11 protein-coding genes are annotated in these 15,452 nt (G+C 41.6%); 1 reads left to right on the top strand and 10 read right to left on the bottom strand.

Features of this window, described 5'->3' with window-relative positions; translation table 11 throughout:
• Positions 1–4: 4 nt before the first annotated feature.
• The 8 genes from FKG96_RS21935 to FKG96_RS21900 all read right to left on the bottom strand — a co-directional run bounded on the left by FKG96_RS21935 (position 5) and on the right by FKG96_RS21900 (position 11,331).
• Positions 5–3,433, bottom strand: coding sequence for a TonB-dependent receptor (locus tag FKG96_RS21935; protein WP_246860316.1), 3,429 nt, complete (start codon positions 3,431–3,433; stop codon positions 5–7).
• A gap of 64 nt (positions 3,434–3,497) precedes the next feature.
• Positions 3,498–4,472: a FecR family protein gene (locus tag FKG96_RS21930; protein WP_149106076.1), complete on the bottom strand. Its 975-nt coding sequence runs from the start codon at positions 4,470–4,472 to the stop codon at positions 3,498–3,500.
• 75 nt (positions 4,473–4,547) lie between these two features.
• Complete coding sequence (locus FKG96_RS21925; protein WP_149106075.1) at positions 4,548–5,096, bottom strand: RNA polymerase sigma-70 factor; 549 nt, start codon at positions 5,094–5,096, stop codon at positions 4,548–4,550.
• A 488-nt stretch (positions 5,097–5,584) separates the two neighbouring features.
• Positions 5,585–6,340, bottom strand: coding sequence for a M17 family peptidase N-terminal domain-containing protein (locus FKG96_RS21920; protein ID WP_246860315.1), 756 nt, complete (start codon positions 6,338–6,340; stop codon positions 5,585–5,587).
• A 100-nt stretch (positions 6,341–6,440) separates the two neighbouring features.
• Positions 6,441–7,805: an alginate export family protein gene (locus tag FKG96_RS21915; RefSeq protein ID WP_149106074.1), complete on the bottom strand. Its 1,365-nt coding sequence runs from the start codon at positions 7,803–7,805 to the stop codon at positions 6,441–6,443.
• A 43-nt stretch (positions 7,806–7,848) separates the two neighbouring features.
• Complete coding sequence (locus FKG96_RS21910; RefSeq protein WP_149106073.1) at positions 7,849–9,624, bottom strand: amidohydrolase; 1,776 nt, start codon at positions 9,622–9,624, stop codon at positions 7,849–7,851.
• Between the two features lie 57 nt (positions 9,625–9,681).
• The gene (locus FKG96_RS21905) at positions 9,682–10,371 is read right to left on the bottom strand and encodes a hydrolase (protein WP_149106072.1); all 690 of its coding nucleotides are present in this window, start codon (positions 10,369–10,371) and stop codon (positions 9,682–9,684) included.
• A 381-nt stretch (positions 10,372–10,752) separates the two neighbouring features.
• The gene (locus tag FKG96_RS21900) at positions 10,753–11,331 is read right to left on the bottom strand and encodes a Crp/Fnr family transcriptional regulator (protein WP_130856675.1); all 579 of its coding nucleotides are present in this window, start codon (positions 11,329–11,331) and stop codon (positions 10,753–10,755) included.
• Positions 11,332–11,789: 458 nt separating this feature from the next.
• Between FKG96_RS21900 and FKG96_RS21895 the strand changes: the two genes are divergently transcribed.
• Entirely contained in the window at positions 11,790–12,887 is a 1,098-nt protein-coding gene (locus FKG96_RS21895; RefSeq protein WP_149106071.1) for a Fic family protein, read from the top strand.
• Positions 12,888–13,500: 613 nt separating this feature from the next.
• Here FKG96_RS21895 and FKG96_RS21890 read toward each other — a convergent pair.
• The gene (locus tag FKG96_RS21890; protein ID WP_149106070.1) at positions 13,501–14,217 is read right to left on the bottom strand and encodes a LytTR family DNA-binding domain-containing protein; all 717 of its coding nucleotides are present in this window, start codon (positions 14,215–14,217) and stop codon (positions 13,501–13,503) included.
• Complete coding sequence (locus tag FKG96_RS21885) at positions 14,214–15,290, bottom strand: sensor histidine kinase (RefSeq protein ID WP_149106069.1); 1,077 nt, start codon at positions 15,288–15,290, stop codon at positions 14,214–14,216. Before FKG96_RS21885 ends, FKG96_RS21890 begins: the two co-directional genes overlap by 4 nt.
• Positions 15,291–15,452 lie beyond the last annotated feature (162 nt).

Below are 15,452 nucleotides of genomic sequence, written 5' to 3'. Positions count from 1 at the left end.
CGTTTTAGAAGGAGATATTCATGCCAACTGTGTAATTTTTTTGGAGCGGATAAGACTCCTCGCGTGATTCATAATTAGTTTCAGGATCCATGAAGTTTAAACTACTCCAAGTAAAAATGTTATCGCCTGAAAGATAAAAGCGAAGGGCTGAAATGCCTGCTTTTTGTGTCAGTTTTTTGGGCAATGTATAACCGATAACCAGGTTTTTTAATCGGAGATAATTAGTGTTTCGCATCCAAAAAGAACTTGAATAAGGCCCAAAGCCGTTTGAATATTGTAGATTTGTTGTGTTTTTTTGAGCCGGAGCCTGCGATATCCGTGGGTAAATTGCGTTTTGCCTATCCGGGCGCCAATAATTATTGAAATATTCATAGGATACGTTGGCATTATTCAGTCTGAAAGGGATTGTTTGATATCCTTGAATGTTAATGCTCGCTTGTGCTGCTCCCTGAAAAAACGCACTCAGATCAAATCCTTTCCAGCTTGCCCCCAAGGTAAAACCATAAGTTATACGTGGATATGGTGCATAACCGACAACGGTCTCATCCCATGAATCAATCTTCCCGTCGGGCTGGCCGTTCGGTCCGCTTAAATCGGCGTACTTTACATCGCCTGGATATAGGATAGCGCCGAATTGATCAATGTAATAACCGTCATTCGCATTAATGATTCCGTCTCCGTTCTTATCATCTGCCGTTGAAAACAACCCTACAGCTTTATAGCCAAAAGGTGTGAGCCAAGGTCTTCCTGTGCGACGCCTATGGGTGTTGTTATAAGTATCGAGTGATTCATAAACCTGATCCATTCTGTTTTTGGCATAACTGAAATTGGCGTTAACATTTAATGCTAGGCCATTCGCAAATGAATGCTTACCTCCCAACTCAAACTCTACGCCCCGGTTAGTCATAACGCCTGCATTTTCTTCCGCAAGGGCGAGTCCGTATTCAACGGGGACAGTCACATTGGGTGATAGCAACATGCCACTTCTTTTTTGTTGGAATACATCGGCCGCTACCGAAATACGGCCGTTGAAAAGTGTCGCATCGATACCAATGTTGCTGCTTCTGCTTACTTCCCAGGTAATGGATGGGTTTGGTTCGCGACGCATTTCTGACCCCTGAACAAAACTGTTACCAAATAGATATGCGTTACTGATAAGATTGTAAACAGAGAGGTATTGGAAGGCATTGGGGGTTAAGTTCCCCGCTTTCCCCCATGAGCCGCGTATTTTGAGATCGTTCAGCCAATTCGTCTTATTTTTTAAAAAACTTTCCTCTGAAATTCGCCAACCGAATGAGAAAGCGGGAAAAAAAGCCCACCGTCGTCCCGGCGCAAAAAAAGAATGACCATCATATCGGCCCGAAGCTTCCATTAAATATTTTTGACTGTAGCTATAATTGAAACGGTAAACCAATCCCGTTTGGGTGGCTCTTGAGCTTGAACCGGCATTGTCAAACTGGATTTTGTCGGAGGGGCCGAAATTTAACTCATCTAGCTCTAATTGGAACCCACGGCGCGCGGCCATTATCCATCGGTTTCTGGTATCCCGTGCTTCAAAAACGGCAAGCCCGCCTATTTCATGCTTGCCGAAACTGCGATTGTAGTTTAAATAAAATTGACCGGTGTACCGATCATTTTTGTCGTCTTGCTGACGTAAAGAGGTTATTTCCTGGCCATTCACCGTACGGGTAAAGCGATTCGTTTCGGCGCGGCTATCGAACAGGTAATAATAATAAGGTTTGGTCCAGGTTTTTCTATACTGGAAGTTAGGATCATAACTCAATACGGCTTTTGCACGTAAACCTTTAATGAAAGGAAGTTTTTGCTCAAGTCCAACACTTAGTAGAAGCGTGTTATTATTGAAACGGTCATAAGATCCGCTGTTCAATTCGCCTAAAGGGCTTTTACCTCCTGATTCGCCCCAAAGACCGTTGCTATAGTACAGGCTATGTATCGGCGTATAGCTTATGCCGATGGGCGAGGGTCCTGCATTCCGATTTTCTACTGTGCCATTCATGGATAGCAACAAACGCGTGTCTTTGAACACCTGAAAATCGACTTTGCTATTTATGCTGTAACGCCTATAGTATAGATTGTCATACATTCCCTTTTGATTAAAATAGCCAACTCCAAGATAATAGTTAGTTTGAGGACTTCCACCACTTACTTGTGCACTGTAACTTTCAATAGGTGTGTTTAATTTAACCATCTCATTTATGTAATTGCTATTGGGGTATTCATCTGGGTTGGTGGCGTGAAGTTGCTGATAATCGGCAATGAGTTGCTCTGAAAAGGGTAAAGCGCCTCCTGTAGGAATTTGATGGTTATTGTCATTCAGGTAGGCCTCATTCCTTAGTCGCATATAATCTTGGGCATTCAACATTTGGGGGATAACTGTAGGCCTTTGTATCCCGAAGTAAGAATTCAGTGTCAACTTTGCTTTCCCTTCTTTACCACTTTTAGTGGTAATCAGCATAACGCCATTGGCACCACCTAATCCATAAGGCGCAATGGCAGTGGCATCCTTCAATATGCTTACGGATTCAATATCGTTCATATTAACTTGGTTAATGTTGTCACGAATGATACCGTCAATAACAATTAAAGGACTTTTATTACCGGTAGTTGCAACGCCACGGATATAGAAAGTTGGATTATCTTCGCCAGGTTTGCCACTTATAGGCCGTATGCTTACTCCAGCTAAACGCCCTGCTATCGTATTCGATAGGTTAGCCGCATTGGATTTATTCAGCTCTACTCCTGAAATATGGCTGACAGCGGATAGCTTGATGCTTTCTTTTTGTTCGCCGTAGGCAACGACGATAATTTCGTCTAAATTTTCAATGCGTTCATTTAGAATGATCGTTAATGGACTGTCATTGTCAAAATTAACTTCCTTGGATAAATAGCCCACATATGATACTTTTAGAACTCCTTTTGAGGGTGCTTTAAAAAAAAAACGCCCCTGCTCATCAGTCGATGTGGTGGTTTGAGAACCCTTTAAGAAAATACTAGCTCCCATTATACGATTTCCGAGCGTATCTTGTACCCATCCGGTAATGGTTTCTTTATCGTTAAAAGATGACGATGCCAACGCGTTAGACATCTTCTCCTTTTCGCGACCTTCATCAGTTATAATAATATGCTTTTTTTGAATGGTATATTTTAGCTTAGTTTGTTTTCGAAGGTCTTCAAGGACCTGGTGGATCGTAGCGTCTTTTCTTTCAATGGTTATTTTAATGCTTACGTCTATATCTTCGGATTGGTAAAAAAACAAGAACTCAGATTGCTTTTCAATTTCTTGTAAAACTCTTTGCAGGTTTACCGCCTTAAAGGACAAGTTGAGTCTTTTTGTTTGTGCATAGTCATCCACCTCTCGTGCAAACGAGTGTGGACTTACGACGAGTAACATGATCGTCAATAGGATTGACATGCGTCGTATGCTAAAATAGAAAGGTAGGTTGTTATTTTTTACTTCCATCGTTAAAAACCTCCATTCACTTGATGATTATATTGTTATTCGTAAAGGTGTATGTTATTGGAATGGATATCTTAATAATGGCTAAAATGTCATCAATGGATTGCTCTTTCCTAAATGTACCTGTAAATTTCTTGGTCGCTAGCGCAGGGTTTTCGATTTGGAAACTAAAGCCATAGATATGGGATAGCCTACTTAAAATTTCATTTAAAGTCTGATCTGCGAAGTAATAATAACCTTCGACCCAAGATGCATAACGGTTGGCGTCAACAACCTGTACTTTTTGCGAATTGCTTTTACGGTTATAGATCAGTTGCTGGTTAGGCTTTAAGATTGCTTTTTCACGGAGTCCTTTGGTAGTCATGCTAACAGCCCCCTCTAACAGCGTTGTCGTATAGTATAGGTCATTTGGATAAGCTTGTACGTTAAATTTTGTTCCCAAAACTTGTATGTCTTGCAAAGCTGTTTTTACGATAAATGCCTTCTCTTTGTTCTGTGAAACATTAAATAGCGCTTCTCCCTTCAAATAGACGACACGTTGTTTGTCATTGAAGGCAGGAGCGAGAGAAAAGGTGCTGTTAGGGCCCAACATGACGTTTGTTCCGTCAGGAAGTACAAGCTGATCCGCTTTGGTTGTGTTGCCGGTTATATAAAGAGTTGCCGGCGTATTATCTTTGTTGGAAAAAATTAACAGATAAAGGAGTGTGCCGACTATAACCAGCGCGACTGCTGCTGCGTATTTTAAAAAAGAATAATTCAAAAAGCTTCCGGTTCTGGCGGGTGCGGGATCTTGTTTAGCAAGAAGGCGCTGCCAGCTTGCTTCGATGTCGATTTCTTTGCTTTCATTGCCAGCTTCCTTCCAAAACTTAAATTCAAAAAACAGTTGTTTGTTTTCGTTACTAGCGTTTACCCACTCATAAAATGCTCGTTCTGCCTCCGTATCCAGCGTGTTTTGGAGGTATTGTTCGAACAATTCGTATGGCGTTTCTTTCATATTTTTTTCCTGTTTTAGCTGTAACGAACAGTTTATAAAAACTACTCACAAAAAAAATTAATTTATCGTGCCATGTTATATTTTAAAAAAGACAAATAGATAAATAAAAGCCATCGGAATCTTTTTACGAAGAATAAGCAAGGTTCGATATAGCTGGTTTTCTACAGTACGTACCGACAAATTGAGATCTCGTGCTATTTCACTCGCTTTCATTTGCTCAAGATATGACATTCGAAATATCTGTTGTTTTTTCTCTGGCAGTTCTTCTATATGTTTAAAAATGATAGCCATCAGATCATTCTGCATAAATATACTTTCGGATGACTTGAAAAAATCAAGTTCATCTAGTTTTAGCTGAATGGCATGATGGTCCACAAATCGCTTTGCCAGTTTGAGCTTTCTTAAATGATCAATACAGGCGTTCCGAACGGCTGTATATAGAATCTTTTTCACTTCCGATTCCGGCAGACGGAAAATCTGCTTGTCCCATAACCTTACAAAAACATCGTGGACAACATCTTCTACGAAATGCGCGTCGATAAATTTTTCGGCAAAACGTAACAGCATAGGGGCATATTTGAGATAAAGCACCTTATAATGTTCTATTTCCTTACTCCTCAACATGAAGTGTTTTTAATTTGGATATCGCATGAAAATGTTGGTCGATTACGGTTTGTAAGCTTAGAACAAAGCTAACATTTCATAATAAATTTTTCTAAAAAATTAACAATATGGGTAGTGTTGGAGTTGTGAATTTAGTTGAGTAGTTGATTTGTTGGGTAAGTTTTTTTGAAGTGATGAGTTATGAGTGTTGAGTGATGCCTGCCTGCCGGTAGGCAGGAATTTTTTTGTTACCGCCTTTATAACCGAAAGCTGATGGCTGAAAGCTGAAATAATTAGCCAATGTGATGATGAGCCAATTTGATGATGGCTGGTACTGCCTAAAGCCTAGAGCTTATAGCATAAACCTTATTAGCAGTAACGCCAAGTAAAGCCGAAAGCTGACTGACATCCGACAGCCGAAATCCGATAACTAAAATCTGTAGTTTACTGTCTGCTAAGCTTGCCGAGCAGTGCGCCCGGCAAAGATTCTGTGAGAAAACCGGGGGTTATCAATTCTTGAAAGTGGTGATGGCTTCCTGGATGCCATTACCTGCTGTTTCAAAAAACGAGGGCCCGGCAAGAAGGTATACTTTTTTCAATGGTTTAAATTGAGCGAGTTTTTGCGTTTTTAAACCATTTTGTGTGCGGTATTCGTTGATGATGCCTTTTACCACATTTCCGGATACTACGGCTGTTTTACTGTCAATACCCGCATCCTTCAAATCACTGGCAAATGCTATGTTAGTAACACCTAGTTTCAACGCTTCGCGAGCGGCAATTGCTCCCACGGAAATCATAATGTCTTCGTTAAAATTATTTCGGTTACCAAGCCCTATCAGCAATAGTTTTTTTGCGCCTAGCACTTTTTCGTCTGGGGTAATAAGAAAAGTTTCCAGAAAGTGCCCATCAAATTTACCTGTTTTACGAATTTCGGTGAGCTGACCTTTCAGCGCTTCGTCAAGGTGAACCAACCCGTTAAGAGCAGCAGGTAAGGCAGGTGGAGAATTAAAAATATCTCCTTCTGTATATTCAAACACACAGGCTATTTGTAAATCGGCCACGGCAGCGGAAGGCCCTTGTACCAAACCAATTAATGAAATCCCATCAACACTGCCCCACTCTTTTGAGGTCCCTACGGGGCTTGCTTGTGTGGTTTTTGTGTAAACGGTTTGCGCAAAGGTAGCCATGCTCCCTGCAGCGAAAAATACCATCCATAGGGTTTGTAAAGTCACTGCTTTAATAAAGCTGAGTTTTTGATTTTTCATTTTTATACGATTTAATATTATTGTTAATAACAGCAATACAGGCATATTAACTCGGTGTATTAGAACGGCGGAGATAGGGGCGGTTTATCTTTCATTTTGGTTAAAATTTAAATCCGATGACGGTACTTGCAAAGAAGCCGTCTTTATACTGTGGTATTACGTCCTTTATGTAATCTCCCGTTTTAAAGTATTGTACGCCGATATTGAAATTTAAAAAACGATTCATATCCCAGGATACACTTGTGAGGTATGCCGTTCCGATGTATCTTTTTGCGGAGTTTAAAGACGACATGTTGAACGATCCATCGGGACGGTAAACGCCGTCTTGCAAAGAATAGCGCCAGTTGAACACAACATCCAACGTGAGTGCTACGTTTTTAGCGGCATTCCATGCAAGGTAAGGATGAAGGTCTATTAAATTTACCGGGCCCACCTGGGGATTGAATCCAAAATACCCCCCTTTTGGGTACAAGGGATTAAATGTTCCCAATGTACCATCGCCCTTGGTTTTGTCGCCTGAAATGTAATCGTGGCGAAGGTTTATGGTAGGAGCCCCCGGTATGTATTCAAACATATAGCCCACCTCCGCTGATGCTGTCCACGCTTTTATATTGCCGATACCGAATTTTCCGAACTGATAGGCTCCTTCAAAATTATATATAAAACCACCGCCTCTTCTCCAAAACCGGGCACCGAGTGTATGCCGGGATTCTTTGGCTACACCTTCATCAAACGTGGCATCGGCACGGTTGATGCCGAGGTAATAAAAATCAAGATTGCCACTTTGCTGAATAATATAAGTACCGTACATACCCCAAAGGTTGGCTTCACGTGTGGAGCTATTGTCAAAAAAGCCAGTGTTTATTTTGGCCTCCGCCATAACAAAAGCGTCAACATTTAAGCTTGGTGATGCATAAGCAAGTTTAGCTCCATCAAAATAAAGACGAAGATTAGGACCATCTCGTACGTCAATCAAACGACCGCTGCCATATTGGATTTCTTGCCGGCCTACGCGAAGTGTAAGCACTTTATCCAATTTGCGATAGGCCAGAAAATCAACAAAGAGATTTTCGACATTTAGTTTATCCTCGTCAATACGGCGCGGACCGTTCTTGCGTCCATTTTCTAAACCGCTCCGCAATTGCCCGAAAAAACGAATGCGATTTCCCACATGCAAATCAGCGTGGACTTGATAACGCTGAAGCAAAAAAACATCTCGACCAACGCGCATTTCTCCCCAGTCTTCATTGGCGGAGTAATCCAATTCTTCGCGTACTTCGCCCCCAAGTGAAAGGTAAATAGCACCGGTTTGGGAAAGAGGGATGTATTTTATCTTGTTGTAAAAAGTTCTTGTACTGTCTTTCAGTGCTGAATAATCTTCATCATACCGCATCAGCTGAAAACGCTGCGCCAGCATATGCATCGGTACAGACAATAAGAACAAGTATAATAAAATAGACCTCATACGTTGACTTTCAGAATACTTAACTTCGGATGGTGCTAAAACCTTAATTTTTCTGGTATCCGCCAAAATACTTCACGGGCGACCAGGCGGGGATAACCGGAAGTGTAGCGGGTGCTACGGTTTTGTATTCTTCGTTTCCGTATACTATCTTTCCGTCTACAATGGTGAGCTTAGCAGTGATGTTTTTGATTTCTTCTTCGTTTACCGTGAAATAGTCTTTATCGAGGATCGCCAGGTCGGCGAAATATCCTTTTTCAATCTTTCCTTTTAACGTGTCTTTAATCAACTTGTACCCTCCGTACGTTAAAAGACCCAATGCGGTTTTTCGGTCCAGTGTATTATCCTTTGCCATTACCTGTGTGCCGCCAATGGTTTTACCTGAAGTAATCCAATACAAGGCCACCCACGGATTGTAGCTTGCTACGCGGGTTCCATCTGTGCCTAAACCTACGGGTAGCCCAAGTGCTAACATACGTTTCACGGGCGGAGCTGCCAATGCACCTTTTTTGCCATAACGGTGGATGAAGCTTTCGCCCTGATAGGCCATTCGATGCTGCACGGCTATACCACCGCCCAGCGCTTTTATACGTTTGAGGTTTTCATCTGTTACAGTTTCTGCGTGATCAATAAACCAAACCAGCCCATCGAGTGGTGTCTCCCTGTCAATATCTTCAATCACGTTCAGGAAGCGGGTGATGCTTTCATTATAGGTGGCGTGAATACGAAATGGCCACCGTTTTTTTACTAATAATGAGAGTACTTCCTTCATGTTTTTTTCCATGGTAGGTGGTAGTTCGGGGCGGGGAAAAAGAAAATTCTCGAAATCGGCCCCATCCATTACCAAATTCTCACCGCCGCCTTCTACGTAATAATCTACATCGTTAAAACCGTTGTGCCCATGATCGTCTATTTCTACCATTCCTGTCCATTTGCTATAATCGGCAAGCTCTGTACCTTTTTTCTGGGCAAAGAGGTAATAAGGTAAACGTACCGTTATTTTTCCTTCTTTATTCAGCTCGTCGGTAATGCCGTAATCATCCGGAAAATTTTGGAAACCGCCACCGGCATCCATTACGCCAGTTACCCCCAGGCGGTTGAGTTCCGTCATATATTGCAGCGTTGAGTTTACCTTTTCATCGTGCGAAAGCTCGGGCAGTTTTGCCAAGGTAGAATATAAGATCGATGCGTTCGGCTCTGCTACTAGGAGCCCAGTGGGGTTACCTTCGGTGTCTTTTTCAATCAAACCCTGGAAGGGATTAGGGGTGTCGCCGTTGATGGCTAATTTTTTCAATCCTGCCTTGTTGAGCCAGGCCTTGCCATACAGGTAAAGAATGAAGGTAGGTACATCGCCAGTAGCTTCATTGATTTCTGCCAAAGTGGGTAATCGTTTTTCTTCAAACTGGTATTCGTTCCAACCACCTACTACGCGAACCCATTGCCCTTCGGGTGTGCGGGCCGACTGCTCTTTGAGCATTTGCAGGGCTTTTTTTAGCGAAGTAACACCATCCCAGCGTAGTTCGGTATTATAGAAGCGGCCACCACGGATAACGTGCAAGTGACTGTCAAATAAGCCGGGGATAATACGGCTTCCACGGGCGTCTATTACCTTTGTTTTGCTTGTTTTGAGTTTGAGTATTTGAGCGTTGGTTCCGGTTTGTAGAATTTTGTTGCCGGCAATAGCCACTGCCTGCACTTCTGTGTTTTCATCGCTGAGCGTCGTGATTTTTCCGTTAATGATAAGGATGTCCGCTTCTTGGGCGTGTACCGCAATAGAGCTGAAAAGTAGAAATAAGAGAGGTAGCGTTTTAACTATATTCATGTTGTGAACTGTTATTTAATTCAAAAGCAGGAACTAAGCCTGCTTCGATTGATAGAATTAGTGTTTTAGCATATCGTGGGCATATAGTATACCGAGGCCGTACGCACCGCCATATTTTTTTACTAAATCGGTTACAGGTTTGTAAGTTTCCTGTCTTGCCCAATCGCGTTGCAATTCTAACAGATACTGAATAGCAGTTATGGGTTTTGCACCCATTTGCACCATACGGGTAACAGCTTGCTCATGCGCCTCTTTACTGACATCGCCGCAAGCGTCTGTAATCACGTACACTTCATATCCTTCGCTGATGGCGGATAATGTAGGGCCTACGATACAAACACTGGTCCACAACCCGGCGAAAACAATTTTCTTTTTATTCTTTCCGGTAATTGCTTGGTGTGCATTTGTATCTTCCCATGTGTTCATGGTGGTTCTGTCTATATAACCGCTTGTAGATTGTGGATAGAACGCTTCTATCTCGGGAAATACCGGTCCGCTAAATGATTTCTCGGCCACAGTGGTGACCACCGTGGGCACTTTAAATATTTTGGAGGCACCGGCTACAATACCGACATTATTCCTCAATTCATCCATTGTAATGCTCTTCGTGGCAAAAGACATTTGCCCTTCGTGATCAATCATTACCAACGTATGGTTGGTAGGGTTTAATAGCTCGGGGCTTGGTTTTTGCGCAAATGCCGCTATTGAAAATGATACGACAGCGAATGTGGAAAGTAACTTTTTCATTTTAGTTTTTGTTGTTGTGATTGCTATAATTAATTGTGTTTCTGCCTTGTGTTTGATATGTTTTAAGAGGTTCGTGTACAAAGCTTTTTGTTAAGCAAAACTAGGGACTCTATGGGCGCTTTCCATTGAACTGGTTCAAGAAATGATAAGCCCATAAAGTTTTTATGTGACACTTTGGAGTAGGGCGCTTTCCGCTTAATGCGGTATGTTTTTTTTCGAAAAATCCACCTCGCGTTAGGATGGCAGGTGAAGGTGGTATGGGATCAATTCAAAACAAATAGCTTTGCTTTACGTAGAGTATTGGCCGCAGGTGTTTTTTATATAACGTTAATTTCAGCAAAAACCGGAATTCGAGCTTATTCTGCTATGTTGTCCGCCAAATTATTTTCCGGAAAGACGCTTTCTTATTTTACTTAGAAACTCAGCCGATATGCCTAGGTAGGAGGCGATATAGTGTTGTGCCACTCTTGTGGGGATGCCGGGGTATAGTTTCAAAAAGTCTAAATAGCGGTCTGTTGCACTCTTGGAGATCGTATGAAGCACTCTATTTTGAAACGTACATAAATGGCGCTGTACGATGATGCGGAAGAACCGTTCGAATTTAGGGATCTTCTTTAAAAGTATTTCTTTGGTTTGGGGGGTCACTATATAGAGCTCGCAGTCCTCCATGGTTTCAATAATCATCTGTGAAGGTGTTTGTTCGTGAAACGAGGCCATATTACTTACCCACCAATCTTCTACTGAAAATAAAAGTGTTACTTCAAGGCCATCTTCGTCGATATAATAGGACCTGATGCAGCCCTTCTGGATATAAACTTCAAATTTGCAGATCTCACCTTGTTGAAGCAGAATAGTTTTTTTAGGTACTTTCTTGAAAGTTAACAGTTCGGTGAAGAATTGCGTTTCATCTTTGGTTAATGTAATATGCTTGCTTACATTGTTAATAATATTTGAATACATAAATCTGTATTAGCAGTTCAATTTTGGCCGATTGCTTTTTTAAAATGTTTCCGCTGCTGTAATTGCTTATCCAGTCTGCGCTTCTATGAGCGTGTAAATATACGGCTTAATTTTCTTTCGGGAAGCTGATGGCTGAAAGCTGAAATAATTAGCCAATGAGCCAATGAGCCAATGTGATAATAAGCTAGTGCGACTGAAAGCCGACGCAAATAAGTGATGAGTGATGAGTGATGCCTGCCTGCCGGTAGGCAGGAGTTATGAGTGTTGAATGAAGAATTTTTTTTGTTGTCCCTTATAGCGGAAAGCTGACTGCTGATGGCCGAAAGCTGAAATAATTAGCCAATGTGATGATGAGTGCGAAAGTCTAACAAAAAGCAAAGACCTGAGCCGATTATTTCTTTTAATCGGCTCAAAAAAACGTTATATTTGAGCCGATTAATTATGCTAATCGGCTCATTATGTACAACTGGCAATATAAAGATTGGCCCAATTTTACCTATTCGACAACACACCTGGCATCTACCGGTGTTGCATTTGCTAAGGAACTCGGCTTGATAGGTGGTCTTATAACCGGCTTGAATGATGAGTTGAGGCAGGAAGCTCTAATAGAGGTTCTGATAGCAGAGGCCATCAAAACATCTGAAATCGAAGGAGAATATATGAGCCGTGAAGATGTTATGTCTTCTATCAAGAGAAATTTAGGGTTAAATGATGAAGCTCCCGTTCGCGATAAGCGAGCGACCGGGATAGCTAAATTGATGACCACTGTTAGAACAGATGCTGCGGAAAAGTTGTCTCTCAATATGATCCGGCATTGGCATCAACTTTTAATGGAGGGCTTTCCAAAAATTAGTGGAGGCGAATGGCGTAAAGGTGAAGAGCCGATGCAGGTTGTCTCGGGCGCTTATGGAAAAGAGACTATACATTACGAGGCACCTCCATCTTCCCAAGTGCCCAAAGAGATGGAACAGTTTATGGACTGGTTTCACCGCGATCATTTTGACGTAAAAGACGACATCATGCGGGCTTTGTTAAAGGCTGCAGTAGCCCATGTTTATTTTGAATCTATCCATCCCTTTGAAGATGGAAACGGACGCGTTGGAAGAGCCCTGGCCGAATATACACTCTCCAACACACTCGGGAGCCCTGTTTTGCTGTCCATATCTAAAACCATTGAAAAAGACAAAAAGCAATATTACGATGCACTAAAGCAGGCACAAGCGGGCTTAGACTTAACAGCATGGATTCATTATTTTACGCAGGTTATAGTAGAGGCACAACGGAATGCGAGAGAGCTGGTTGAGTTCACCGTAAAAAAGGCCAAATTTTTTGATCGGTTTACCGCTCTTCTGAATGAGCGGGAATTAAAGGTCATTAAACGAATGCTCGAAAATGGATTGGAGGGCTTTGAAGGTGGAATGACGGCTAAAAAGTTCATGGCGATAGCCAAAACTTCTAAAGCAACTGCTACGCGAGATTTACAGCATTTGCATGCTATAGGGATTTTAAATCAAATTGGTGCCGGCAGATCTGTTAGGTACGAATTGGTTTTGTAAATAGGCGTTCGTGGAAATAAGTGATGCCTGCCTGCCGGTAGGCAAGAATTTTTTTGAGTTGTCGAGTAGTTAAGTTGTTGAGAAGTTAAATAGTTGAGTAGGGAAGTGGTTGAGTTGTTGAGTAGTTAAGTTGTTGAGAAGTTAAATAGTTGAGTAGGGAAGTGGTTGAGTTGTTGAGTTGCCTGTTGTGTGTTGCGCGTGATGAAATCACACGGGGCTCTCGCGAGTGGGGAAAAGGGGCCTCATAAGATGAGCGTTAAGAAAAATTTGCATAGTGAGGAAAAGAAACAGCGTGAAGAAGTGAGGGACGAACGGCTCCGCGCTGTTGCGTGAAGGGGCAAATTTTTTAGCGAAAATTATGCAGCCTTGATCTTTATTCACTTGAGTCTTTTTTAAGGAGTTCATGAGCTCGAAGCAAGCTTCTCGGTTTGTAACTTTTGGATCAAGCCAAAAGTTAAATCAAATTTAAAAAAAAATAACAATGAAATTATTAGAAGGAAAGCCGACGCAAATAAGTGATGAGTGATGAGTGATGCCTGCCTGCCGGTAGGCAGGAATTTTTTTGTTGCTGCCCTTTATAGCCGAAAGCTGACTGCTGATGGCTGACAGCTAATCACAAGCTATCGGGGAGATTTTTACCTAGATATATTTCAAAAAAAGCCCGCTTGAAAACTTCGCCGATTGGGATTTCGGCATTTTTTATATAAATAGTGTGCACATCAAACGAATCGATGCGCTTGAGGTTTACCAAGTAAGATTTACTCACTCTGACAAAACGACCGGGCTTTAGGTAACCGGAAATTGTCTTCAGGTTCATGGCGGTGACGATCTTGTTATTTTCTGTAAAGATCACGACGTAATCTTTTAATCCCTGAACATACAAAATATCGTCGAAGAAAATTTTGTGGTAGCGCCGCTCGGCTTTTATAAGGATAAAATCACTTTCGATACTTTCTGTAACCCCTTGCTTGTCTAAAAGACCGCGATAGAAAAACGCCTTTGCGATGGCCCGCTCTAATCGTTCTCTTTCAACCGGCTTTACGAGGTAATCGATCGCATCGGCTTCATAACTTTCTAAAGCATATTCGGAGTAGGCGGTAACAAAAATCACTAATATTTCCTTCGGAAGTGATGCGGCAAAATTTACCCCGTTTATTCCAGGCATCTCTACATCTAAAAAAATAAGATCGACGGGATTGTTGCTGATAAAATCATGGGCTTTTCTTGCACTGTTGAAACTGCCTAATATGACGATATCCGGAATTCCTTGCAGGTGCAATAGTATCCCTTCCCTGGCCAATGGCTCATCGTCGACGATAATACAATTCATATCGGTATACTTAAGATTACTTTATATAAATCGTCCCCATTGTCGATGTCAAGTTTGTAGCTCTTTCCATATAATAAATCTAATCGACGAATGATGTTGGCAAGTCCCAGCCCACCCGTTCGTATAAAAAAAGGTTCATTCGGTTTTGTATTGACACAGGTAAAGATCAACCTTTTTCCGATGTTTTTAAAACATAATGAAATGCTCGAAGGCGCTTCGGTATCTGCACTGTGCTTCACGGCGTTTTCTACAAAAGTAAGAAAAAGACCGGGGGGTATTGAAGTGTCCAATAAATCGGTAGGTTGTTCGTTGGTAATTTCAAAGCTAAATTCGTCACGCCTAATTTTTTCCAGTGCTAAGAAATCCCGTAAAAATTCAATTTCTGACTGTAATGATACGGTCTGTCCACGAGTTTCATAGAGTTGATAACGCAAAAACTGGGACAGTTTCTTGATAACGGTTGAGGCTTTTTGTGGATCTTTTGAAATCAGTACATTGACGTTGTTGAGCATGTTAAACAGAAAATGTGGGTTTATCTGGTTTTTTAGTTCGCGAAGCTCAATCTGCAAGGTGTTTTTTTCCAGATCATTAATCCGTGTGGAGTCTTTTTTCCACCGCTGCAATAGCTTAATTGAGGTGGAGGCTATTACGGCTATGCCCAATATGTTCAAATTATCTATGATGGTAGCAAGTGGGCCGTAATTCTCCTGATCGTTTGTCAATCGATAGGTTTTGAAAAAGTAGTCGAAGATACCGTTTGACAGCACCTGCATGATCGATATCATGATCAGGATCATCATCAGGATCGTAAATAAGTAAACGAAATAACGGTCTTTGAACAATAGCTTGGGAACAAGAATATACATATTCATATACACCATCGGTATAAATAGCAGTAATTTTGTAGCACCATAAAATAGGTCGTAATTTCCTGCATACTTCTTTGTTCCATTGAAATTCGGAATTTCAGTTAAGATGATGTAAATCCAGATCAGTAAATGCCGATAAATCCGATAATTGTCTTCGACAAGAAAATCTACAAACCAGTGTTGTCGGGAGGAATTGTCTTTCATTTACAATATTCGTGAGCACACCCAATTATGCTATACCAAAGTAAGGTAAAAGATTGTTGTCGTAAACTGATTTTTATACAAACGTACCTTTTTTTTATATAAACCTACCATTTTCACCGTATTAGGGGATGCTTCTGACCGGTCTTTCGGGGATGGTATACA

It is taken from the genome of Olivibacter sp. LS-1, from assembly GCF_008245145.1.
Lineage (GTDB): Bacteria > Bacteroidota > Bacteroidia > Sphingobacteriales > Sphingobacteriaceae > Olivibacter > Olivibacter oleidegradans.
The sequence above is the reverse complement of the archived record's forward strand: the minus strand, read 5'-3'. Positions and strand labels throughout refer to the sequence as shown.

Excerpts from the sequence above, each read along its gene's own strand:
- FKG96_RS21935 (WP_246860316.1), bottom strand. The coding sequence starts at position 3,433 with ATGTCAATCCTATTGACGATCATGTTACTCGTCGTAAGTCCACACTCG.
- FKG96_RS21930 (WP_149106076.1), bottom strand. The coding sequence starts at position 4,472 with ATGAAAGAAACGCCATACGAATTGTTCGAACAATACCTCCAAAACACG.
- FKG96_RS21910 (WP_149106073.1), bottom strand. The coding sequence starts at position 9,624 with ATGAATATAGTTAAAACGCTACCTCTCTTATTTCTACTTTTCAGCTCT.
- FKG96_RS21920 (WP_246860315.1), bottom strand. The coding sequence starts at position 6,340 with ATGAAAAATCAAAAACTCAGCTTTATTAAAGCAGTGACTTTACAAACC.
- FKG96_RS21895 (WP_149106071.1), top strand. The coding sequence starts at position 11,790 with ATGTACAACTGGCAATATAAAGATTGGCCCAATTTTACCTATTCGACA.
- FKG96_RS21925 (WP_149106075.1), bottom strand. The coding sequence starts at position 5,096 with ATGTTGAGGAGTAAGGAAATAGAACATTATAAGGTGCTTTATCTCAAA.
- FKG96_RS21905 (WP_149106072.1), bottom strand. The coding sequence starts at position 10,371 with ATGAAAAAGTTACTTTCCACATTCGCTGTCGTATCATTTTCAATAGCG.
- FKG96_RS21900 (WP_130856675.1), bottom strand. The coding sequence starts at position 11,331 with ATGTATTCAAATATTATTAACAATGTAAGCAAGCATATTACATTAACC.
- FKG96_RS21885 (WP_149106069.1), bottom strand. The coding sequence starts at position 15,290 with ATGAAAGACAATTCCTCCCGACAACACTGGTTTGTAGATTTTCTTGTC.
- FKG96_RS21915 (WP_149106074.1), bottom strand. The coding sequence starts at position 7,805 with ATGAGGTCTATTTTATTATACTTGTTCTTATTGTCTGTACCGATGCAT.
- FKG96_RS21890 (WP_149106070.1), bottom strand. The coding sequence starts at position 14,217 with ATGAATTGTATTATCGTCGACGATGAGCCATTGGCCAGGGAAGGGATA.